Below are 22,737 nucleotides of genomic sequence, written 5' to 3' on the forward strand. Positions count from 1 at the left end.
CAGGTTTATATTTTGGTTGTCCGCATCACTATTGATGACATCTTGCATAGAGCCTTTCGATGCATCTTATGCTGACTTTGAAAGTGCTTTGGTAATTGATGCAGTATTGACGAATGAAATGAAACAGCAGCACATTGTTTTATCACGCACGTATGAATTTGAGGAAGAAGTACCCTCGGCAGAATCCAATGCCACTATTACCGTTATGGATTCAAACGGGAATCAATACGCCTTTTCGGATACTGGAAATGGTATGTATTTGTCAGACCAGGCCTTTGCTGCCGAGCTTGGAGTGGAGTACCAACTTTTCATTACCACAAGGGATGGGCGTAGTTATGGCTCGGACCCTGTTCCATTGACCACTGGAACAACCACTATTGACCAAATTACAGTTAATCGTATCACCAATGATTTTGGTGAAGATGGAATGGCTATTTTCGTGGATAGTTTTGACCCTTCCGGGAATTCCGTAAACTATCGCTATGATTACGAGGAGACATTTAGGGTAATTGCCCCGGATTGGAACCAAACCATCCTAGTGGGGGATCCGCAAGGAGGCTGTAATGTGGTAGAAGAGCCTAATAGGATTTATGAAAGGGTCTGTTACCCAACCGTAAATTCAAACAGGATAATCCAAACTACAACCAAAGATTTTGATGAGGATAGGGTTGCTAATTTCATGGTTAGGTTTATAGATAGGAGCAACTACATCATTTCCTATCGATACAGTATTCTAGTGAGGCAATATGTACAATCCATAGGAGCCTATACTTTTTACAGAACCCTGGGGGATCTTTCATCATCAGAAAATCTATTTTCCCAAATACAAACGGGTTTTTTACAAGGCAATGTATTTTCCACAGATAACCAAAACGAGCAAGTTTTGGGTTATTTTGATGTGGCTTCGGTGGATGAAAAGCGCATTTTTTTTAATTATTCAGATTTTTATCCAGATGAGCCATTACCTCCTTATGTACAGGACTGTAGACCAAGTACTCCAGTAATAGCTAACCCAGGGGGATGTGTTTTGCGACCAATTCTGGAGAGTGGTACTGCAGTTTTCGTTGGGGACAACGCCTCCCCTGCAGATGGTGAGGGACCTTATTTGATTGCACCAATTGTCTGTGGCGATTGTAGTGTATTGGGGACAGCAGAAGTACCTGAATTTTGGACCGAATAATTACGTTGTGGATGGATCTAACAAAATATGGTTTCTAATTACAGCAATGGTCTTGTTACCGTTCCAGGGTTGCATTGAACCTTTCGATACTTCCTATGTGGAATTTGAAAGTGCCTTGGTCATTGATGCCACCATTACCGATGAACCTAAGCATCAAGAAATTTATGTTTCTCGCACGTATGAGTTTGAGGCGGATGGTCCCACAGGGGAGTCAGGGGCTATGGTAAAGGTGGTTTCAGAGAATGGAAACACGTATGATTTCTCGGAAGGCGAGATAGGCACCTATGTTTCAAATCAGGTTTTTTCTGCAGAACTAAATTTGGATTATACCTTGGAGGTAACCACCAAAGATGGCCGCCAATATTCATCCAACACAGTTCAAATGGCTGGAAATTCCAGTATAGATAGTCTTTATGCAGTTCGCACGGTAAACGATTTTGGAGAAGATGGCATGGGTATTTTTGTGGACGGCTCTAGTTCGGGTGACGGTGCAGGATATTATCGGTATGAGTACATGGAAACCTTCAAGGTTGTGGCACCGATGTTTATAGGCGAAGATTTGATTGTAGTAGATCAGCCCCCACCATTGCCCCCTATCCTGGAATTTGCGCCAAGGTCGCCAGATGAGTTTGTCTGTTACCCAACCCATCTTTCAACCAATTTGTTGCTCAATGATACCGAAGATTTGAATAGTGATCGGTTCAAAAACTATAACGTCCGTTTTATCGCTAACAACAATTATATCATTACCCACAGGTACAGTATCTTAGTAAGACAATATGTACAGTCACAAACGGCCTATAGATTTTATGAGACGCTAAGCAATTTTGCCACTTCAGAAAACCTGTTTTCTGAGACACAACCCGGTTATTTAAAAGGTAACATCACTTCACTGGAAAATAGCAACGAAAAAGTGTTAGGCTATTTTGATGTAGCTTCTGTGGATGAAAAACGGATTTTTTTCAATTATGTTGATTTTTTCCCTGGAGAATCCCTACCACCTTATGTAAGTCCATGTGAGATAATTGCTCCATTACGCGGACTATTGATCGATCAAGTAAGATATAATCTTGTAAAATATGTTAAGGATTATGATGGTGAAAATTTGTATCGGCCAGGACCTTATATTGTTGTGGACCGTGTTTGTGGGGATTGTACGGTTTTGGGCCCGTCTGAAGCCCCTGAATTTTGGATTGAATAGCTAAAAATGAAAGTTTTAAAGTGTTTAGTACAAGCAGTACCATTGGTTTTTATGCCAATGCAGGGTTGTATTGAGCCTTTTGATACGTCCTATGTAGATTTTGAAAGTGCCCTGGTTATAGATGCTACCATCACCGATGAACCCAAGCATCAGGAAATCTTTATTTCACGCACCTATGAGTTTGAAGCAGATGGTCCTTCAGGCGAGTCAGGGGCCATGATAAAGGTGGTTTCAGAAAATGGAAACACTTATGATTTCACGGAAAGTGAGGCAGGCACGTATATTTCCAACCAAGTTTTTTCTGCAGAACCAAATCTGGATTATGCCTTGGAGGTAACCACCAAGGATGGCCGCCAATATGCATCCAATACAGTTCAAATGGCTGGCATATCCAACATTGATACGTTGTTTGCCGTGAGGATGTTCAATGATTTTGGAGAAGAGGGTATGGGTATCTTTATGGATGGTTCCAGTTCAGGTGATGGGCCTGGGTATTACAGATATGAGTATGAGGAAACCTACAGGATTGTTGCCCCACATTTTAGAACGGAGGATTTGGTGGTTGTTGAACAGGAACCACCACTCCAAGATTATTTAGAACTTGGCCCTCGCAGCGGTGATGAGTTTGTATGTTATCCTACGGACCATTCCATTAGGCTTATACTCAATGATACAGAAGAATTGGATGGAAATGGATATACTAACTTTAATGTCCGTTTCATCAGTAGGGAAAGTTATATCCTAGCCCATAGATATAGTATTTTGGTTCGGCAGTATGTACAATCGAAGGAAGCCGACAGCTTCTATTCCATACTTCAAAATTTTTCTAGTTTGGAAAGCCTGTTCTCCCAGATTCAACCTGGATATTTGTCAGGGAATATTTTTTCTCAAGAAGATCGAAATGAAAAGGTTTTAGGCTATTTTGGTGTGGTTTCGATAGATGAAAAACGTATATTTTTTAATTACGTGGATTATTTTCTAGGAGAACCGTTACCGCCATATGTCAACCCTTGTCGCTATACTGCACCCTGTGGAGTGATTGATTTGGTTAGATATAATGAAGTGAAATATATTAAACCCAATGAGGGGGAAATTCGAGGGGGTTGCGTAGGTCCCCACATAACAGTGCCCCGTGTATGTGGGGACTGTACGGCACTGGGACCATCCGAAGTACCTGAGTTCTGGACAGATTAAAATAAAGACTATGAAAAACAGCTATATCCTTGCAGTCTTCCTTTTGTGCATCACCCAAAATGTACTATTTGGCCAGTCCAATGCGCCACTGTTGCAATCCATTCCCCAAGAAAGTGTCTATGTCCATTTCAATGAGTCCACACTGTTTACGGGTGAGAAACTGTTATACAAGTTCTATGGATTGGACAATGCCACCAAAAAGCTGACTGCCATCAGTACGGTTGGATATGTATCTTTAGTCGATAAAAATGGAGAAGCTGTTTTCTCGCATAAATTACGGCTGGATTCTGGATCAAGTTCTGGAGACTTTTTTCTGCCCGTTTCGCTTTCCACTGGACCCTATAAATTAGTGGGCTATACCCAATGGATGCAAAATTTTGGTCAAGAGAGCTTTTTTCAGGCCGATGTTTACATCATAAATCCATACCAGGCCATACCAGAGGCTTATTTGGAGAAAGCTGTTGATTCGCTTCAAAAGACTCCTTTGGAAAATGAAAATCGTAATAGCGTTGAACAATCAACGGATAGCCCCTTTGTAAATGTACTTTTGGATAAAGGGGCTGTTGGAAAGCGCGAGAAAGTGGTAATTGCCATTGAAGGCGCAAATGATTCATCGTTGGAGGGTAACTTCTCTATTTCGGTAAAGAAGAAGAGCGCTGTTTCCTTTGGAAATACTTTGTCTTCTGTGGCCTTTTTACAAAACTTAAATAGAAATGGAGGTAAAACGGGCATGGGAACTACAAAAGATTTGCATATTCCAGAGATCAGGGGAGAAGTCATTTCCGGAACTATTTTGGACAAGGAATCCAAGGTGCCTACTGAAAACCAAAGAATTGTGCTGTCTTTGCCCGGGGATGCATTTCTTTTTAAGGTGGCAACCTCCGATAGTGAAGGCAGGTTTAGCTTTATTTTAGATAGAAAATATGATAATAGTGAGGCAGCTCTTCAACTGCTGACCGGGGATATGGATCAATATGAGATTAATTTAGATCCAAAACTGGAAGAGTATGACAATTTGACTTTTCCAGAGTTTGTCATTCCACAAGTTTTGGAGAATTCCATTTTGCAGCGAAGTGTTCATAATCAGATTGAAAATGCCTATGGTGAAGTAAGGTCAGATTCCGTTATTCGTGCAGAAGACACGGCCCCTTTTTATAGGAATTTGCCCATCGTTTACGATTTGGATGCCTATACTCGCTTCAATACGCTTGCGGAAACTATCATTGAAGTCACGGATCACCTTTCCATTAAGACCCTGAATGATGGAAACAGGATTTTTGAAGTACGTCCTAGCTTTGGACTGCCCAATGATAATCTTTCAGCAGCGGTTTTTGTGGATGGGCTATTCCTTAAAAAACATGAGGATTTTATGGGATATAGTGCCAAAAAAATAAAATCCATTAGTTTCTCAAGGGATGATGTGATGATTGGCTCGCAAGCTTTCCAAGGTATTCTCCATTTCAAAACCCTGGAGGGGGACTTTCATCAGGATTTTTATGCACCTGATATCAAAAACATTGAATTGTTCAAGCCAGAATTACAAAAAAAATATTTTAATCAAGAGTATGCAGAGCAGGGTGGTCAAGCGCGTACTCCGGATTTCAGACACCAATTGCTTTGGATCCCCAATTTGAATTTATCCGAGGGAAAACAGGAGCTTATTTTTTATACTTCAGACGTAGCCGGAACCTATGAGTTGGTTCTGGAAGGGTTTACGTCAAACGGAAACCCGGTATCCGTCAAAAGGGAGTTGGTTGTTGAGTGAGATCGCTTACTTTTTCGTTCTCGTTTAACAAGAATTGTACTAAATGCTCATAAAAGTTTATGGAAGTGCCGTTTTTGGCATTGATGCCACAACCGTAGTGGTCGAAGTTAATGTGGACAAGGGGGTTGGCTACCATTTGGTAGGCCTCCCGGACAACGCCATTAAGGAAAGTAATTATCGTATTGCCGCTGCGCTTCAAAATATCGGCTACAAAATTCCCGGTAAAAAGATTACCATCAATATGGCACCGGCTGATTTGCGCAAGGAAGGTTCTGCCTATGATCTTACCTTGGCCTTGGGTATTTTGGCCGCTTCCAATCAAATCAATTCAGAAGAGATAGGCGATTATCTCATTATGGGCGAATTGTCCTTGGATGGAAGTCTTCAACCTATAAAGGGAGCCCTGCCCATAGCTATCAAAGCCAAGGACGAGGGTTTTAAGGGGTTTATTCTGCCTAATGAAAATGCCAAGGAAGCCGCTGTTGTGGAAGATTTTAAAGTGTACGGTGTAGATAATATCAAAGAGGTCATTGACTTTTTTGATTCCGGGATGCCTTTGGTTGAGACCCAAGTGGATACCCAAGAGGAGTTTAATGAACAATCGGGTCATCCTGAATTCGACTTTTCTGATGTTCGGGGCCAAGAAAGTATAAAGCGCTGTATGGAAATAGCCGCAGCTGGTGGGCATAATGTCATTTTGATTGGCCCACCAGGGGCTGGAAAGACCATGTTGGCCAAGCGATTACCTTCTATTTTGCCACCCATGACTTTACAAGAAGCTTTGGAAACAACCAAAATTCACAGCGTTGTGGGTAAGGTAAAAAATCGGGGATTAATGAGCCAACGGCCTTTTCGAAATCCGCACCATACCATTAGCGCGGCAGCTTTGGTGGGAGGAGGGAGCTATCCCCAACCCGGGGAAATTTCGTTATCGCACAATGGGGTGTTGTTTTTGGATGAACTCCCCGAATTTGAACGTCGGGTTTTGGAGGTGATGCGGCAACCCATGGAAGATAGGGAGGTGACCATTGCGCGGGCCCAATATACCATAACCTATCCCAGTAGTTTTATGTTGGTAGCCAGTATGAATCCCAGCCCAAGTGGTTACTTTAATGACCCTGATGCTCCGTTGACTTCTTCGCCAACCGAGATGCAACGGTATTTAAGCAAGATTTCCGGTCCGTTGTTGGATAGGATAGATATTCATATTGAAGTGACCCCGGTTCCCTTTGAAAAGCTATCAGATGAACGAAAAGGGGAGGGTAGTGTCGTTATCCGGGAACGGGTCATAAGGGCTAGGAAAATCCAATCGGAGCGATTCTCACAGCTGAATGAGTTGCATTATAATGCACAAATGGGCACAAAATTGATACGAAAGTATTGCCCCTTGGATGAAGATTCCAAGGAATTATTGAAGAATGCCATGCAACGCTTGAATCTTTCCGCACGGGCCTACGACCGCATTTTAAAAGTATCGCGAACCATTGCTGATTTGGAGAATGTGGATGAAATCAACACGAGCCATATTTCCGAAGCCATTCAATATCGAAGTCTGGACCGTGAAGGCTGGCTGGGGTGATGAAAGGTTATTTTACCTTTTTTATGCCGAAAACACCTAGGTACAATAGTTTGCTATATTATCATATAGCCTGTAAAGTATGTTGTCCTTTTAGTACAGATTGCAAGATTATTCCAATAAGTTCCACTCTTCTTCAGTTGCTTTGGATTTCTGATATTCCATTACCAGCAACCAAGCGTTATCACGTTTTATCAGTAGGGCATTAAAATGGACGAAATGCTTTGGGCTTTCGTCACCAGTCCCATTATTGGATTGGAACGCAAAAATTCCTGTTTCATGTGCGGTCGTTTCGTCACCTACCCGCTGTGAAAAACGGAACTCCACACTATTCTGTGTTTTTCCTGTCTTGGTGTCTATGAAATCTTGCTTCCAGTGTTCTAGCGCCTTTGCAATGGGTACAGATGCTTTGTTTTCTCCAGTTGTAAATACAACAACCGCATCTTCATGGTAGGTAGCTTTATAGCCTTCAAAGTCTCCCTCATTTACAGTTCTGGAAACCTCAGCCCAAAAGTTATTTAGTTCCGCCAGTCTTAACGAATCATTTGGAGTTTCAATTTTACGGTTTGTATCGTTTTTAGGGTTACTCGCATTGGAAATTGTAATGCTTAGGGTAAGCATCAAAGTAATAACGATTCTAATGTTTTTCATATGTAAATTTAATTTTAGTCGAATCTTTTGATCAGATTATAGCAAAACACTATCATTTCCTTGTAATTGTCCTTGCTTATCTTCTCATCAATACCATGAAATCGGGTCATACTTTCTGGGCTGATTCGGATGGGGTAAAACCGATAGACATCATCCGAAACGTCATAAAAATATCGGGCATCCGTACCGCCACCAATCAATCCTGGAACTACAATCACATCTGGGAACACAGACCGAATGGTCTTTTCCAAGGTCTTGAATGCATCGGAATCAATTCCCGATACTGGGGATGGGTTGGTGACAAAACCCGCTTCCTCAACCTTGATTTTATCACTTATCACACTTTGAATATGCTCTTTTGTTGATGCAATCGTCTCTCCCGGCAAAATCCGAAAGTTGATAGTAGCTTCGGCAACCGTAGGAATCACATTGTCCTTAACCCCTCCGTTGATGATGGTCGGTGCCGTAGTGGTATGCGCATTCAAAGCCTCTAGAACAGGACCTTTGAACAGCCATGGATTGGCAAATGCCATTTTTTTGAAAAATGGAAGCTCCGCCCCCATATACTCAAATTGGTAGTCAATGGGTTTAACAAGTTTGTAGGGTAATTGGTTGTTTTCAAGGTCAACAATGGCCTTGGCAAGCATTCCAATGGTGTTCTCTTTGGGCGGAGCAGAACTGTGTCCTCCTGTGGTTTCAACTGTAAGTTTGAAAGAAGCATATCCTTTCTCGGCCAAATTCAGCATGGCTACGGTTTTATCGACTCCGGGAACTAAGTTTTCAGCGAGCAGACCGCCTTCATCCAAAGTCATAGCGGCATGGACTCCCTTGGCTTTTAAATGGGCCGCAATCTTGTTGGCACCATTGGACCCGCCAAGTTCTTCATCATGTCCAAAAGCAAGATAAATGGTACGCGAAGGCACAAAGGATTCACTCAATAATTTTTCCACAGATTCCATCAAAGCAATCAAAGAACTTTTATCATCCATAGTACCGCGACCTATAATGTGGGTGTCCGTAATGACACCTTCAAAGGGAGCTGCTTCCCAATCCTGCAACGTGGGTTGGTCCACAGGAACTACATCTTGATGCGACATCAGAATGATGGGCTTTTTGGATGGATCTGAACCTCTCCATGTATACAACAAACTGTATGTGCTGATTTTCTCAAGGCTTAAATTTTCATGCGTCAATGGAAAAGTCTCCTTTAAAAACCGGTGAAACCCATTAAAGGCTGTGGAATCAGGGATAGCCTCTTCGCTATGCGAAATGGTAGGGTATTGTATGGCCTTGGAGAGATTTTGATAAATAGTTTCTAGGAATTGGACTTCAGTGAGGGGTTCAGGTTCCACTTGTTTGGAGGTCAATGATAGGGTGTTGAATACTAAAATAGCAGCTAGTACTATAATGATAGCAAGAAGGGTAAGTAGTATTTTTTTCATGGAGGTTGGTTGGTGGTTTGGTTATTGAATTTCTAATGTACCCTGGTCAAACATACATTAATGCCCTACAAATTATATAAATTTTTAGTTGGTCGACATAAAAAATGGTAAGATTAAGAAAATGACAATTTTAGCCATGATTTCGGGAAAAAAAAGGAAATCGATTGCAATAATTGAATTAGAAGTGTAAAAAATACGTTAAACATTGCTAATCAATCGTTTATTGATTCTTTTATGAAATACTTTTGCGCTCGTTTTTTAATAGTTCAGGGAATGCAATGTGTTGAATTGAATCCTGCTGGGAATTTTGACCCGTGGGAACAGGAGAAGATTGATGAGTTGCTGCATCAGGAAATTACACAATCGTTGAGTGACCGATTGGTGTTTGAAAATGAAAGTGTAAAACTATGGGAATTATGCTTAATTTCCGGGGAACGTCTTCCCTTTAGAAGACATAATACCAACTATGGTTGGGTCTGTACTACAGGAGGCTTGGTTTTGACCCGCTATGGGAACGGGAAAATTGACATGATCAAGTTAGACCCTGGAGATACCCAATATTTTGAGAACAGGGGCAAAGACTACGTGAATGACCTTGAGAATATTGGCGAGGAAGCTCTAGTCATCAATATTCTGGAATACAAAGAGACCAAACTGGACAAGCGATTGCAGCTTTGCGATTAAATGGCTTTTATATTCGCCTTTAATCCAGATATGATGCCCAAAATATTCTGTACGGTATCATCTAAATAATACTTTATGGCCAAGTGGGGAATCCTAACTGTGGTAAACCCATTTTTAAAGGAATGCATGGCATCTTCTAAATCGCTTATGGCCTGCTCATGCGTAATCATATTGTAATCTTTGTCAATTTCAATATTGAGCTTAACTCTTGAAATGGCAATGTCAACAGATTTCTTTCCATCCCACCATTCCAACATGGGGTAGGCACCGGCTTCTTTTAGCGCATAAAATAGTTGAATGGCTTCTAGCGGAGTATTGTTATCTAGAATGACTTTTTTTATCAGTCGTGTATGTCTTTCGCAAAGTTGAACACCCAAAGAATCCATAGATTCTTTATGTTGCTGATGTCCAATACTTTTCTCGCAATCCTTACATGTCATAAGTATTTGTCAAGTTTAAGGTCTAGTATGATTTGGGACTATTATAACTTCTGTTTTTTTGTATTCGTATAAAAACTCGATGTAAAACATCCCACTTTTAGACGAAATGCATTTTTTTGGATGAAATACATTATTTATCCTAATATCCTCTTAAATTCAAACCCTAAAACCAACCGAAATTATGCTCAAAAAAATAGGTCCGGGCGTATTGGTGGCCGCTGCTTTTGTGGGTCCAGGGACCCTTACCATGTGTACATTGGCTGGAGCGCAGTTCGGATATGCCTTGATTTGGGCTTTGTTGATATCGGTTTTGGCAACAATAGTGCTTCAAGGTATGGCAGGCAGAATAGGGGTGGTTGCCCAAACAGGCCTTGTGGATGTCGTTCGCACTGAACTCAAAACGCCTTGGATTAAAAAGTTAGTGGTTATTGTCGTTCTTTCTGCCATTCTTATTGGAAATGCAGCCTACGAAGCAGGAAACATTGGAGGCGCTACACTTGGATTGGAGCAACTCTTTCCAAACACCATTATGGTTTCGTTTTACCCTGCCCTAATTGGGATTTTCATTTTCTTATTGTTGTGGTTCAGTGGTTATAAGATTCTAGAACGGGTTTTTGTTGGACTTGTAGGTGTCATGGGGGTGAGTTTTTTAATTTGTGCTATCATGACCAAACCTTCTATTGCTGCTATTTTAAAAGGCGCGTTTGTGCCTACTATGCCTGAAGGCGGACTTTTTACCGTCATTGCCTTGGTAGGGACCACTGTTGTACCTTATAATCTTTTCCTTCATGCCTCCTTGGTAAAACAAAAATGGAAATCGAGTAAGGAATTACAAACCGTAAAATGGGACACCATAATTTCCATTGCTTTGGGCGGATTGGTCTCCATGGCCATTTTAGTAACAGCGGCATCCGCACCCATAGACAATATTAACAACGCTTTGGATATGGCCAAAGGCTTGGAACCGCTCTTTGGGAAAATGGCGGTATATTTTATGGCCTTAGGCTTGTTGGCAGCGGGAATCACCTCGGCGATAACGGCTCCGCTAGCCGCAGCTTTTGTGGCCAGTAGCTGTTTTGATTGGGGTGGAAACATGGAAGACAAGAGATTCAAGATGGTTTGGGCGATTGTACTTTTTTGTGGGGTATTCTTTTTGTCTTTTGACATTAAACCCATTGAGGTCATACAATTTGCACAAGTGGCCAACGGATTGTTGTTGCCGATTATGGCTATCCTATTATTATGGATAGTGAATAGAAAAACGGTAATGGGAGAACATCGAAATACGTTGATTCAAAATATATTGGGATTTGCTATTGTGGGGTTTGCCATCTTTTTGGGCGTTAAAAGCATTCTCAAAGTAATGGGTGTGTATTGATGAAAAGGTGGATAATAGATATCAATTGTGATGTAGGCGAAGGTGTGGGGAACGAGGCCGAAATTTTTCCTTTTATCAGTTCATGCAATATTGCCTGTGGCGGACATGCCGGTGATGTCGAAACCATGACTCAAATTGTACAACTGGCCCAACAACATGATGTAAAAATAGGTGCGCATCCTTCCTACCCAGACCGAGTGAATTTTGGAAGGCAGGTTATGGATATATCAAAAAAGGAATTACAAAAGAGCATTCAAAAGCAACTAGAGGACTTTGATACCATTCTTGCAGAAGAACAAGTAAAGTTGCATCACATCAAAGCACATGGCGCTTTGTACAATCAGACTGCAAAAGACAAGGATTTGGCAAAAACCTATCTAGAGGCCATTCAGAAATATAAAACCAGAACGTTGTTGTATATTCCCTATGGTTCAGCGATTGCAGAGATTGCCTTGCGGCAGGGTTTCACTATTTGGTATGAAGCCTTTGGGGACAGAAACTATAATAGTGATTTAAGTTTGGTGAATCGAAAACAGGACGATGCCCTAATCGAAGAGCCCGAACAAGTGTTAAGGCATATTCTTCCCATCATAAAAGAAGGTCATGTAAAGGCAGTTTCTGGCGAGTTTGTCAAAATTGAAGCAAAAACCCTTTGTATCCATGGCGATACCCCTTCCGCATTAGAAATATTAATGTATCTTTCCCAAGAATTATCCAAACACGAGGTGCAATTACTACAGTGAAAAGTTACCCCATAAGCATCAAACCCTTTGGTGAGCGAGCCGTTCTAGTGGAATGGCCCAGCAAGGTAGAGGTGTCCATTTTGGCTGATATCCTCGATTTCATGGATGCATTTAAGGAACTAAAACTTCCCGGATGGGAAATGTCCGTTGCCTACAATTCCCTAACCATGGTGTGCAACGATGAACATTTGGACTTTGACAACATTAAAAGGATCATTTTAGAATGCCATGAAAAGCAGGCGTCTTCCAAGACCAAGCGGGTTCAACACTTATGGAGAATCCCTGTTTGTTACGATGCTGAATTCGGCATTGATTTGGAGGAAGTCTGCAAAACCCTAAAGCTATCTCAAGAGGAGCTTGTCAAACAGCATACATCCCATCAATATATTGTATATGGAATAGGATTTTTACCCGGATTCATGTATTTGGGAGGGTTGCCATCATCTTTGGAAATTCCCAGACGGGCAGAACCACGGCTTCAAGTGGCCAAAGGCTCTGTAGGATTGGCGAGTAAGCAAACTGGGATATATCCGCAAGATTCACCGGGCGGATGGAACATTATTGGCAATTGCCCAATTCCCCTTTTCAATCCAAGTTTAAAAGATCCCTGTTTTGTGAAGGTAGGGGACAAGATACAGTTTCAACAAATATCCAAGGCCGAGTATAATCTGCACAAGATTGAAGGCGAAGTGGGAATTTATAAACCAGAAAAAGTGTTGTTGAATGCTTAAGGTGCTAAAGTCAGGTTTTTTCATCACCATTCAGGACTTGGGCCGATTTGGCCATCGAGATATTGGTGTTCCCATTTCAGGCGCCATGGACGTGGAATCTGTAAAGAAGGCCAATCTTTTGCTGGAAAACGACCCCAACGATGCCGTTTTGGAAATAACGATGATGGGTCCAAAGCTACAATTTGAAGAACCCACGGCCATCAGCCTTTCAGGAGCACACCTTGAGCCCAAATTAAACGATGTTGCCATTGAAAACCATCAAGTGGTGCAGGTTTCAAAAGGGGATATCCTGTCTTTTGGGAAGTTAAAAGATGGATTCAGAGCCTATTTGGCCGTAAAAGGAGGGTTTCAAACCGAAAAGGTGTTGGACAGTCGTTCACAATATTTTCCAGTGACCAAGAAAAAGCGGGTTAAGGATGGGGATGAAATACCGTATGAGGAATCAACTTCGTACAAACCACTAATCTCCGAAGTGAAAATTGAGGACCATTTTCTCACCGATGAATTGGAAGTGTTCAAAGGGCCAGAGTTTGCTCTTTTGACAGACAAACAATTGGCTGGGATTTTCTCGAAACCCTTTGCCGTTTCCAAGGCAAATGATAGAATGGCGTATCAGCTCAATGAGCTTATTGAAGAGCATTCCCATTCCATGCTCACCTCAGGAACGTTGCCTGGCACGGTTCAGCTTACCCCTGCTGGCCGGTTGATTATCTTAATGAAAGATGGTCAGACCACTGGTGGATACCCTAGGATTCTACAACTTTCTGAAGCAGCCATCTGCGTTTTGGCTCAGAAAAAAGCGGGAGATTCCCTTTCCTTTAAATTGCTTTAAATTTTTACCTCTTTTGAAATTTATTTTTTGTAACATTGGGGTATGAAAAGAAGTATCCTAGTCAACGGTGTCGTCATTATTGTTCCAAATTTGGAGTGATACAAGTCGTGCTGTTGTTGGAGAAAGGCCTGTATCAAATTTGATACAGGCCTTTTTCGTTACGAATAAAAATAAATGAATATTGGATTTTGAATTAACCTAAGTACTTGAATTACAGTAATTTAATATGATTATTTTTTAAATGGATTTAAACCGCCCGAAACTGTTAAAAATATGGGCCTTTTTAAACATTTATCTTTGAATAACAGATTAAATTCAACGGAATTCTGTATTTGAATGAAATTTTACAATGGAATTGAACAAGTTTAGCAAAACTGTGACCCAAGACCCTACGCTACCTGCTGCACAAGCCATGTTGCACGCGTTGGGATTGACGGATGAAGATTTACAAAAACCGTTTATAGGAATTGCCAGTACAGGTTACGAAGGCAACCCCTGTAACATGCATTTGAACAAACTGGCACTCGATGTCAAGCGAGGGGCAGAGGCTTCCAACTTGGTCGGGCTTATTTTCAATACCATTGGCGTGAGTGATGGTATCTCCAACGGCACCCCCGGAATGCGTTACTCGCTTCCATCCAGAGACATTATTGCAGATTCCATGGAAACTGTGGTTCAAGCCATGAGCTATGATGGACTTGTGACCGTTGTAGGGTGCGATAAGAATATGCCAGGTGCCTTAATGGCGCAACTGCGTTTGAACCGACCTTCCATTTTGGTATATGGCGGAACCATCGCTCCAGGCTGCCATAAGGATAAAAAATTGGACATTATTTCCGCTTTTGAAGCCTATGGACAACGCGTAGCAGGGACCATTGATGAAACAGAGTTCAAAGAAGTGATTCACAAGGCTTGTCCCGGGGCAGGTGCTTGTGGTGGAATGTATACCGCCAATACCATGGCATCTGCTATTGAAGCTATGGGAATGTCTTTGCCGTTTAACTCGTCCATCCCTGCTGTAAATGCCAAAAAAGGAGCGGATTGTGAGGCTGCTGGTGAAGCGATGCTACACTTGTTACGAGAGGATATCAAACCTCGTGACATTGTAACCAAGAAATCCTTGGAAAATGCTTTCCGATTGGTAACGGTGCTGGGCGGCTCTACCAATGCAGTGCTGCACTTTATGGCCATTGCCCATGCTGGTGATGTAGACTTCACCTTGGAAGACATCACCCGAATCAGTGAAAGCACACCCTTGTTGGCCGATTTAAAACCTAGCGGAAAGTACTTGATGGAAGACCTGCACAAAGTGGGTGGTGTTCCAGCAGTGTTAAAATATATGTTGAAGGAAGGCATGTTGCATGGCGACTGTATGACCGTGACCGGAAGAACTTTGGCGGAAAATCTATTGGATGCCCCAGATTTGGTGGAAGGGCAGGATATCATCCGAAAGAAAGACCAACCCATCAAAGAAACGGGTCACATCCGAATCCTTTATGGAAATTTGGCCACCGAAGGTGCTGTCGCAAAAATCACTGGAAAAGAAGGATTGGAATTTACCGGAACTGCACGCGTGTTTGATAGCGAAACAGCCGTTAACGAAGGAATTCACACAGGAAAAGTACAAAAAGGTGATGTAGTGGTCATTAGGTATGAAGGTCCGAAAGGTGCTCCCGGTATGCCGGAAATGTTGAAACCTACATCTGCCATTATGGGTGCTGGTTTGGGGAAAGATGTCGCTTTGATTACCGACGGACGTTTCTCCGGAGGTTCCCACGGTTTTGTGGTTGGCCACGTTTCTCCGGAAGCCCAAGTGGGTGGAGGTATTGCCTTGGTGAAAGATGGGGATGAAATCACCATCGATGCCGTGAACAATACCATCAACATCAATATTTCAGACGAAGAGCTGGAGCAACGAAGAAAAGAATGGAAACAACCTGAGTTGAAAATCAAATCAGGAAGTCTATATAAATACGCAAAAATGGTATCATCAGCATCCAAAGGCTGTGTTACCGATATGATATAATTTATTAAAGTTAAGGGTGTATTTCCCTAAAATATACGCTTATGGAAACATTGAAAGCACAAAAGAAAGACAAGAAAAAGAGCACTGCGATACGTATCACCGGTGCTGAGGCAATCATACATTGTTTGTTGGCGGAAGGGGTTGATTTGATTTATGGATACCCCGGAGGAGCCATCATGCCTGTGTATGATGAGCTATATAAATTTCAGGATAAATTGACCCATATCCTCACGAGGCACGAGCAAGGGGCCACCCATGCTGCTCAAGGGTATGCGCGGGTTAGTGGTAGGGTAGGTGTGGCCATGGCCACTTCCGGTCCAGGTGCCACAAATTTGGTGACTGGTATTGCTGATGCCCAAATAGATTCCACCCCGATGGTATGCATTACCGGACAGGTAGCGCGGCATTTGTTGGGCTCTGATGCCTTCCAAGAAACGGACATCGTTGGAATTTCCACCCCAGTGACCAAGTGGAATTATCAGATTACCCGTGCTGAGGAAATCCCTGAGATCATGGCGAAGGCGTTTTATATTGCCAAGTCGGGCAGACCGGGTCCAGTTTTGGTTGACATAACCAAAAATGCCCAGTTTGATGAGTTGGATTTTGTGTATGAGAAATGTACTGGGGTAAGAAGCTATAAACCAGCTCCCGAACCAGAGTTGAGCGCCATTGAAAAAGCCGCCGAATTGATTAACAACGCCAAAAAGCCCTATATCGTTTTTGGACAAGGCGTGATTTTAGGTGAGGCAGAAGAACAGCTTAAAGCGTTGGTTGAAAAAGCAGGCATTCCAGCCGCGTGGACTATTTTGGGACTTTCCGCAATGGATACCGACCACCCATTGAATGTGGGCATGGTGGGTATGCATGGAAATTATGGCCCCAACGTCTTGACTAATGAATGCGATGTGCTTGTTGCCATTGGTATGCGCTTTGATGATAGGGTAACCGGAAATTTGGAAACTTATGCCAAGCAGGCCAAGGTCATTCATTTTGAGATAGACCCAGCCGAAGTCAATAAGAACGTAAAAGCGGATGTTGCCGTTTTAGGGAATGCCAAGGAAACCTTGGAACTACTATTGCCTTTGGTAAACAAAAATGAGCATAAGGAATGGTTGGCCGAGTTTGAAGCAAAACACAAAATCGAGTATGATACATTAATCGAAAAAGATATATACCCCACCAAGCCTGGACTTACCATGGGTGAGGTGATTGAGCAAATTAATGTGGCTTCAAAACACAAAGCAGTTATTGTGTCTGATGTGGGTCAGCACCAAATGATAGCCTGTCGATATGCTAAATTCAAACAGACCAAAAGTAATATTACTTCTGGTGGTTTGGGTACTATGGGATTTGCACTTCCAGCGGCCATTGGAGCCAAAATGGGCGCCATGGACCGTGAAGTGGTGGCAATTATCGGAGATGGTGGGTACCAAATGACCATTCAAGAGCTTGGGGTTATTTTTCAACATAACCTTCCTGTAAAAATTGTGGTGTTGAACAACGATCACTTGGGAATGGTACGCCAGTGGCAAGAACTTTTCTTTGAAAGACGTTACGCTTCAACGGTAATGACCAACCCGGATTTCGTAAAAATAGCCGAAGGTTATCACATCAAATCCAGAAGGGTAGTGGAACGTTCAGAATTGAAAGATGCCGTGGAAGAAATGATGGCTTCCAAAGACCCTTATTTCTTGGAAGTTCGGGTGGAGAAGGAAGATAATGTATTCCCCATGGTTCCAACAGGAGCTTCTATTTCCGATATCATATTAAAATAATAAGATTTGATTCGCACAGCGTTGCAGTTAAAATAAAATAAGCATGGAAAAACAGTGGTTTACCATTTCGGTTTACTCCGAAAATCATGTGGGATTGCTAAACAGAATATCAGGAATATTCTTAAAGCGACACATCAATATAGAAAGTTTAAATGTTTCAAAATCAGAGATTGATGGAGTTTCTAAATTCACAATCGTAATTTACTCTACTGAAGACTGGGCCATCAAGATTGTCAATCAAATTGAGAAGCAGGTAGAGGTCATCAAGGCCTACTACCATACGGATGATGAAACCATTTATCAGGAGTCGGCCTTGTTCAAAGTTGCCTCCCATTTGTTGTTCGATGAACGTCAAATTCAAAATATCATCAAAGAGCACCATTCCCAGATTGTCACCGTAAGCCGTGAATTTTTCGTTTTGGCAAAAACAGGTCGCAGACATGAGATTGACGAAATGCACGAGGCGCTGGAACCCTATGGCATCATGCAGTTTGTGCGTACGGGAAGAATCGCTGTGAGTAAAGATGCGATGCCCATCACCAATATTTTAGCAGAATTTCAAAATCAATAAATAGTAAAATCACATACAAAAAATGGCAAATTACTTCAACACACTATCGCTTCGTGATCAATTGACCCAATTGGGAAAATGTAGGTTTATGGACCCCAGCGAATTTGCTGATGGTGTTACCGCTTTAAAAGGCAAGAAAATTGTAATTGTGGGCTGTGGCGCACAAGGCTTGAACCAAGGTTTGAACATGAGGGATTCCGGATTGGATATTTCTTATGCATTGCGTGCAGCCGCCATAAAAGAGCAGAGACAATCCTTTAAAAATGCCAGCGAAAACAATTTCACCGTTGGTACGTATGAAGAGTTGATTCCTACTGCAGACTTGGTCATCAACCTTACTCCGGACAAACAACACACCAATGTTGTGGGTACTGTTATGCCATTGATGAAGAAAGGGGCTACCTTGTCGTACTCCCACGGATTCAATATTGTGGAAGAGGGAATGCAGGTTCGTGAGGACCTTACCGTAATCATGGTGGCACCAAAAAGTCCAGGTTCTGAAGTGCGTGAAGAATACAAAAGAGGTTTTGGAGTACCGACCTTGATTGCCGTTCACCCAGAAAATGACCCAGAGGGAAAAGGTTTGGAACAGGCCAAAGCATACGCTGCTGGGACAGGTGGTGATAAGGCGGGTGTGTTGGAATCTTCCTTTGTTGCTGAAGTAAAGTCAGATTTGATGGGTGAGCAGACTATTCTTTGTGGTTTGTTGCAGACAGGGTCTATCCTTTCCTTCAATAAAATGATTGAAAAAGGTGTTGATACCGGATACGCCTCTAAATTGATTCAATACGGATGGGAAACCATTACAGAGGGATTGAAACAAGGAGGTATTACCAATATGATGGACCGTTTGTCCAATCCTGCCAAGATCAAGGCTTTTGATTTGGCTGAAGAATTGAAAGAAATCATGCGTCCGTTGTTCCAAAAGCACATGGATGATATCATGAGCGGTCATTTCTCCAAAACCATGATGGAAGATTGGGACAATGGCGATAAAAACCTATTGGATTGGCGTGCTGCTACAGGAGAAACTGCTTTTGAAAAGACTCCTGCTGGCGATGTGTCCATTTCAGAACAAGAATACTACGATAATGGGGTGTTGATGGTCGCTTTTGTAAAATCTGGGGTTGAATTGGCCTATGAGACCATGACGGAATCCGGAATCATTGGCGAATCTGCGTACTACGAGTCACTTCATGAAACGCCTTTGATTGCCAATACCATCGCTAGAAAGAAATTGTTCGAGATGAACCGAGTAATTTCAGACACCGCTGAGTATGGTTGCTACTTGTTTGATCATGCTTGCAAGCCTTTGTTGACCGATTTCATGAAGAAAATCGAAACTGATGTTATTGGTAAGCATTTCGGCGAAGGAAAAGACACCGGTGTGGACAACATTAAGTTGATTGCGGTTAATAAAGCTATCCGTGAGCATGACGTTGAGGTCGTTGGTGCACGGTTGCGTGCTTCCATGACCGCCATGAAGCCCATCGGATAAAACAAACCCATTGGCCCCATGGATAAAGCAGTGGACATGTATTTTCCACAAATAGCGGATATTTATCAGGCAGCAAAAACGATTCGGCAAGTTGCTGACGAGACGCCATTGCAGCAAAGTATCCGCTATTCCAAAAAATATGGGGCCAATATCCTTTTAAAACGAGAGGATTTGCATCGCGTTCGTAGTTATAAGATTCGCGGAGCATACAATAAAATCAGTTCGCTGACCCAAGATGAACTAAAAAAGGGAGTGGTCTGTGCCAGTGCAGGAAACCATGCCCAAGGTGTGGCCTTTGCCTGTAGCCATTTGCATGTGGAAGGGACAATCTACATGCCTGTCGTTACCCCAAAACAAAAAATTGACCAGACCAAAATGTTTGGCGGGGAATGGGTGAAAGTGGTGTTGGAAGGCGATACATTTGATGATTCCAACAAAGCGGCCCAAGCATTCTGTAAACAGGAAGGCAAGACCTTTGTACACCCCTTTGATGATGAAAAAATCATTGAAGGTCAGGCTACGGTGGGGTTGGAAATCCTACAGCAATCCAATGACCCCATCGATTATGTTTTTGCCGCGGTAGGAGGTGGCGGACTCGCTTCAGGGCTATGTGGCACATTTCAAGCACTTTCTCCTCAGACCAAAATCATTGGTGTGGAACCAGAAGGAGCACCTTCACTCAAAAAATCAATCGAAAAAGGGGAATTGGTCGAATTGCAGAACATTGATAAGTTCATCGATGGTGCTGCTGTCCAAAAAGTGGGGCAGTTGACGTTCCCGATTTGTCGAGACCATCTCTATCAAGTATCTACCGTTCCCGAAGGGAAAGTATGTCAAACCATTTTAGACCTTTATAACCGTGATGCCATTGTGGTGGAACCTGCGGGAGCACTCACCATTGCTGTTTTGGATGATTATGCTGATGAGATTAAAGGGAAAAACGTGGTCTGCATCATCAGCGGGAGTAATAACGACATTACCAGAACCGCTGAAATCAAAGAGCGTGCGTTACTCTATGCCAACCTAAAGCATTATTTTATTGTTCGGTTTCCACAGCGTCCTGGCGCCTTAAAGGAATTTGTGGCCGACATTTTGGGACCAGATGATGACATCACCCACTTTGAATATTCCAAAAAATCGAGCAGGGAGAATGCACCTGCTGTGGTAGGGATTGAATTAAAGTCATCAGCCGATTTGGAACCCCTCATTCAACGAATGAAAGCCAATAACTTCTTTGGCGATTACCTGAACGATAAACCTGACCTGTTCCAATACCTCGTGTGATTGGTATAACAAATTTTCAATCGTTTGCGATTTTAAGCTAGTGTAAATGAGGTCGTTTTCACCTGTTTTTGTGTTAGCTTTGTACTATGTGAACGACGATTCACTTGGATAACACTCATAAAAACAACAACACATGCCAGCTACTGCAACAGCAATTCCCGAAGCACTTCAAATTACACAAGAAATCCATCAAAAAACCTATTTGGTAAATGGGGAGTTACGCAAATGGGAGGGAAATACCACTCCGGTAATTTCTACCATTTCTTCCACAGAGGACTATGCTCCTACAACCTTGGGAAGCATTCCCGATATGGGCGAGCCTGAAGCATTAGAGGCATTGGAGGCTGCTTTGGGAGCGTATGACCAAGGACAAGGGGTGTGGCCTACCATGAAAGTGAAGGACCGTATTGAATGTATGGAAGCATTCGTGAAGCGAATGGAGCAAAAACGGGAAGAGGTCGTGAAACTACTGATGTGGGAAATCGGCAAATCACAACCAGATTCCTATAAGGAATTTGATCGTACCGTTGAGTATATTTATGATACCATTGAAGACTATAAGCAGTTAGACCGTGATTCGGCCAAGTTTCAGAAGCACGATGGGGTATATGCCCACATCCGAAGAGGGCCTTTGGGAGTTGTTCTTTGTTTAGGGCCTTACAACTATCCACTCAATGAAACTTTTGCTTTGTTGATTCCGGCCATTATCATGGGGAACACCACCATATTCAAACCCGCCAAACACGGAGTACTTTTGATTACACCACTTTTGGAAGCATTCAGAAGCAGTTTCCCAAAGGGTGTGGTGAACATTATTTTTGGTAGGGGAAGAGCTGTGGCCGCCCCGATCATGAAAACGGGTAAGGTGGATGTTTTGGCTTTGATTGGTAACAGCAAATCGGCCAATGCGTTGCAAGAACAGCACCCAAAAAGTAACCGGCTTCGCTTGGTATTGGGGCTGGAGGCCAAAAACCCAGCCATTGTTTTACCAGATGCTGACTTGGACCTTACCATCAACGAATGTATTGCTGGAACACTTTCCTTTAACGGCCAGCGTTGTACTGCGCTTAAAGTGGTATATGTTCATGAGGACATTAAAGACGAGTTTTTAAAACGGTTTTCTGAAAAAGTGGACTCCCTTAAGTTTGGAAATCCATGGGAGAAGGGGGTAAGTCTAACTCCACTTCCAGAACCTGGGAAGCCAGCCTATATCCAAGAATTGTTGGATGATGCCCAAACCAAAGGCGCCAAAATAAAAAACAAAAAAGGAGGGAAGCATTTTGACAATTACATCTGGCCTGCGGTGCTTTATCCAGTAACTAAGGATATGCGGGTGTATGAAGAGGAGCAGTTTGGTCCCGTGATTCCGGTACTTTCTTTTAAAGATATTGAAGAACCTTTAGATGACATGGCTGAGTCCAACTATGGGCAGCAGGTTAGTCTCTTTGGAAAGGATGTATATACCCTATCTCCTCTGATTGATTCACTGGCCAATTTGGTGTGCCGGGTAAACCTGAACAGTTCTTGTCAACGTGGCCCTGATGTATATCCATTTACTGGCCGAAAGGATTCTGCGCAGTCCACCTTGAGTGTGCATGATGCCCTACGTTCGTTCTCTATCCGAACTTTTGTGGCGTTTAAGGACAATGAATTGAACACCAACACCATTGAGCAATTGATGGAAGCCAAAGTGAGTAACTTTTTGAGTACGGATTATATTTTGTAATAGAAATCTCAGACTGGGTGAACAAAATAAAAGCCTTGGG

At 42.6% G+C, this 22,737-nt stretch carries 19 protein-coding genes; 16 read left to right on the plus strand and 3 right to left on the minus strand.

The window, feature by feature from the left end; translation table 11 throughout:
• Positions 1–34: 34 nt before the first annotated feature.
• From J0X14_RS12265 to J0X14_RS12285, 5 genes are read left to right on the plus strand one after another with little or no spacing between them, the layout of a single operon-like run.
• On the plus strand, positions 35–1,180 hold the full coding sequence (locus J0X14_RS12265; protein WP_207098089.1) for a DUF4249 domain-containing protein: 1,146 nt from the start codon (positions 35–37) through the stop codon (positions 1,178–1,180).
• The gene (locus J0X14_RS12270) at positions 1,125–2,381 is read left to right on the plus strand and encodes a DUF4249 domain-containing protein (protein WP_207098090.1); all 1,257 of its coding nucleotides are present in this window, start codon (positions 1,125–1,127) and stop codon (positions 2,379–2,381) included. Before J0X14_RS12265 ends, J0X14_RS12270 begins: the two co-directional genes overlap by 56 nt.
• Positions 2,382–2,387: 6 nt before the next feature.
• On the plus strand, positions 2,388–3,575 hold the full coding sequence (locus J0X14_RS12275) for a DUF4249 domain-containing protein (RefSeq protein WP_207098091.1): 1,188 nt from the start codon (positions 2,388–2,390) through the stop codon (positions 3,573–3,575).
• 10 nt (positions 3,576–3,585) lie between these two features.
• Positions 3,586–5,340, plus strand: a complete 1,755-nt coding sequence (locus J0X14_RS12280) for a hypothetical protein (protein ID WP_207098092.1) — start codon at positions 3,586–3,588, stop codon at positions 5,338–5,340.
• 43 nt (positions 5,341–5,383) lie between these two features.
• Positions 5,384–6,919: a YifB family Mg chelatase-like AAA ATPase gene (locus J0X14_RS12285; RefSeq protein WP_207098093.1), complete on the plus strand. Its 1,536-nt coding sequence runs from the start codon at positions 5,384–5,386 to the stop codon at positions 6,917–6,919.
• Between the two features lie 108 nt (positions 6,920–7,027).
• On the opposite strand, the gene J0X14_RS12290 is transcribed toward J0X14_RS12285, so the two are convergent.
• On the minus strand, positions 7,028–7,567 hold the full coding sequence (locus J0X14_RS12290; RefSeq protein ID WP_207098094.1) for a nuclear transport factor 2 family protein: 540 nt from the start codon (positions 7,565–7,567) through the stop codon (positions 7,028–7,030).
• 14 nt (positions 7,568–7,581) lie between these two features.
• Positions 7,582–9,009, minus strand: coding sequence for a M20 family peptidase (locus J0X14_RS12295; RefSeq protein ID WP_207098095.1), 1,428 nt, complete (start codon positions 9,007–9,009; stop codon positions 7,582–7,584).
• Between the two features lie 234 nt (positions 9,010–9,243).
• Between J0X14_RS12295 and J0X14_RS12300 the strand changes: the two genes are divergently transcribed.
• Positions 9,244–9,693, plus strand: coding sequence for a hypothetical protein (locus J0X14_RS12300; RefSeq protein ID WP_207098096.1), 450 nt, complete (start codon positions 9,244–9,246; stop codon positions 9,691–9,693).
• On the opposite strand, the gene J0X14_RS12305 is transcribed toward J0X14_RS12300, so the two are convergent.
• The gene (locus tag J0X14_RS12305) at positions 9,690–10,133 is read right to left on the minus strand and encodes a hypothetical protein (RefSeq protein WP_207098097.1); all 444 of its coding nucleotides are present in this window, start codon (positions 10,131–10,133) and stop codon (positions 9,690–9,692) included. The two genes, J0X14_RS12300 and J0X14_RS12305, sit on opposite strands and share 4 nt — an antisense overlap.
• A gap of 181 nt (positions 10,134–10,314) precedes the next feature.
• Here J0X14_RS12305 and J0X14_RS12310 point away from each other — a divergent pair, with 181 nt between their 5' ends.
• The 10 genes from J0X14_RS12310 to J0X14_RS12355 all read left to right on the plus strand — a co-directional run bounded on the left by J0X14_RS12310 (position 10,315) and on the right by J0X14_RS12355 (position 22,697).
• Positions 10,315–11,511, plus strand: coding sequence for an Nramp family divalent metal transporter (locus J0X14_RS12310; protein WP_207098098.1), 1,197 nt, complete (start codon positions 10,315–10,317; stop codon positions 11,509–11,511).
• Positions 11,511–12,254 (plus strand): 5-oxoprolinase subunit PxpA, encoded by a 744-nt coding sequence (gene pxpA / locus J0X14_RS12315; RefSeq protein ID WP_207098099.1) that lies wholly within the window; start codon positions 11,511–11,513, stop codon positions 12,252–12,254. Before J0X14_RS12310 ends, pxpA begins: the two co-directional genes overlap by 1 nt.
• Entirely contained in the window at positions 12,251–12,985 is a 735-nt protein-coding gene (pxpB, locus tag J0X14_RS12320; protein ID WP_207098100.1) for a 5-oxoprolinase subunit PxpB, read from the plus strand. The genes pxpA and pxpB overlap by 4 nt, the downstream gene beginning before the upstream one ends.
• Complete coding sequence (locus tag J0X14_RS12325; protein ID WP_207098101.1) at positions 12,978–13,817, plus strand: biotin-dependent carboxyltransferase family protein; 840 nt, start codon at positions 12,978–12,980, stop codon at positions 13,815–13,817. The genes pxpB and J0X14_RS12325 overlap by 8 nt, the downstream gene beginning before the upstream one ends.
• Before the next feature lie 349 nt (positions 13,818–14,166).
• Positions 14,167–15,843, plus strand: a complete 1,677-nt coding sequence (ilvD, locus tag J0X14_RS12330) for a dihydroxy-acid dehydratase (protein ID WP_207098102.1) — start codon at positions 14,167–14,169, stop codon at positions 15,841–15,843.
• Between the two features lie 41 nt (positions 15,844–15,884).
• The gene (gene ilvB / locus J0X14_RS12335) at positions 15,885–17,618 is read left to right on the plus strand and encodes a biosynthetic-type acetolactate synthase large subunit (RefSeq protein WP_207098103.1); all 1,734 of its coding nucleotides are present in this window, start codon (positions 15,885–15,887) and stop codon (positions 17,616–17,618) included.
• A 43-nt stretch (positions 17,619–17,661) separates the two neighbouring features.
• Positions 17,662–18,189: an acetolactate synthase small subunit gene (gene ilvN, locus J0X14_RS12340; protein WP_207098104.1), complete on the plus strand. Its 528-nt coding sequence runs from the start codon at positions 17,662–17,664 to the stop codon at positions 18,187–18,189.
• Between the two features lie 22 nt (positions 18,190–18,211).
• Entirely contained in the window at positions 18,212–19,687 is a 1,476-nt protein-coding gene (gene ilvC / locus J0X14_RS12345; RefSeq protein ID WP_207098105.1) for a ketol-acid reductoisomerase, read from the plus strand.
• Between the two features lie 18 nt (positions 19,688–19,705).
• Entirely contained in the window at positions 19,706–20,971 is a 1,266-nt protein-coding gene (ilvA, locus tag J0X14_RS12350; protein ID WP_207098106.1) for a threonine ammonia-lyase, read from the plus strand.
• 133 nt (positions 20,972–21,104) lie between these two features.
• On the plus strand, positions 21,105–22,697 hold the full coding sequence (locus J0X14_RS12355) for an NADP-dependent glyceraldehyde-3-phosphate dehydrogenase (protein ID WP_207098107.1): 1,593 nt from the start codon (positions 21,105–21,107) through the stop codon (positions 22,695–22,697).
• Positions 22,698–22,737 lie beyond the last annotated feature (40 nt).

The sequence above is a fragment of the Allomuricauda sp. CAU 1633 genome, from assembly GCF_017313225.1.
Classification (GTDB): Bacteria; Bacteroidota; Bacteroidia; order Flavobacteriales; family Flavobacteriaceae; genus Flagellimonas.

Bases quoted from the DNA above. Each gene is read 5' to 3' on its own strand.
- J0X14_RS12265 (WP_207098089.1), top strand. From the start codon at position 35: ATGACATCTTGCATAGAGCCTTTCGATGCATCTTATGCTGACTTTGAA.
- J0X14_RS12275 (WP_207098091.1), top strand. From the start codon at position 2,388: ATGAAAGTTTTAAAGTGTTTAGTACAAGCAGTACCATTGGTTTTTATG.
- J0X14_RS12280 (WP_207098092.1), top strand. From the start codon at position 3,586: ATGAAAAACAGCTATATCCTTGCAGTCTTCCTTTTGTGCATCACCCAA.
- J0X14_RS12285 (WP_207098093.1), top strand. From the start codon at position 5,384: ATGCTCATAAAAGTTTATGGAAGTGCCGTTTTTGGCATTGATGCCACA.
- J0X14_RS12290 (WP_207098094.1), bottom strand. From the start codon at position 7,567: ATGAAAAACATTAGAATCGTTATTACTTTGATGCTTACCCTAAGCATT.
- J0X14_RS12295 (WP_207098095.1), bottom strand. From the start codon at position 9,009: ATGAAAAAAATACTACTTACCCTTCTTGCTATCATTATAGTACTAGCT.
- J0X14_RS12300 (WP_207098096.1), top strand. From the start codon at position 9,244: ATGAAATACTTTTGCGCTCGTTTTTTAATAGTTCAGGGAATGCAATGT.
- J0X14_RS12305 (WP_207098097.1), bottom strand. From the start codon at position 10,133: ATGACATGTAAGGATTGCGAGAAAAGTATTGGACATCAGCAACATAAA.
- J0X14_RS12310 (WP_207098098.1), top strand. From the start codon at position 10,315: ATGCTCAAAAAAATAGGTCCGGGCGTATTGGTGGCCGCTGCTTTTGTG.
- pxpA (WP_207098099.1), top strand. From the start codon at position 11,511: ATGAAAAGGTGGATAATAGATATCAATTGTGATGTAGGCGAAGGTGTG.
- J0X14_RS12325 (WP_207098101.1), top strand. From the start codon at position 12,978: ATGCTTAAGGTGCTAAAGTCAGGTTTTTTCATCACCATTCAGGACTTG.
- ilvD (WP_207098102.1), top strand. From the start codon at position 14,167: ATGGAATTGAACAAGTTTAGCAAAACTGTGACCCAAGACCCTACGCTA.
- ilvB (WP_207098103.1), top strand. From the start codon at position 15,885: ATGGAAACATTGAAAGCACAAAAGAAAGACAAGAAAAAGAGCACTGCG.
- ilvN (WP_207098104.1), top strand. From the start codon at position 17,662: ATGGAAAAACAGTGGTTTACCATTTCGGTTTACTCCGAAAATCATGTG.
- ilvC (WP_207098105.1), top strand. From the start codon at position 18,212: ATGGCAAATTACTTCAACACACTATCGCTTCGTGATCAATTGACCCAA.
- ilvA (WP_207098106.1), top strand. From the start codon at position 19,706: ATGGATAAAGCAGTGGACATGTATTTTCCACAAATAGCGGATATTTAT.
- J0X14_RS12355 (WP_207098107.1), top strand. From the start codon at position 21,105: ATGCCAGCTACTGCAACAGCAATTCCCGAAGCACTTCAAATTACACAA.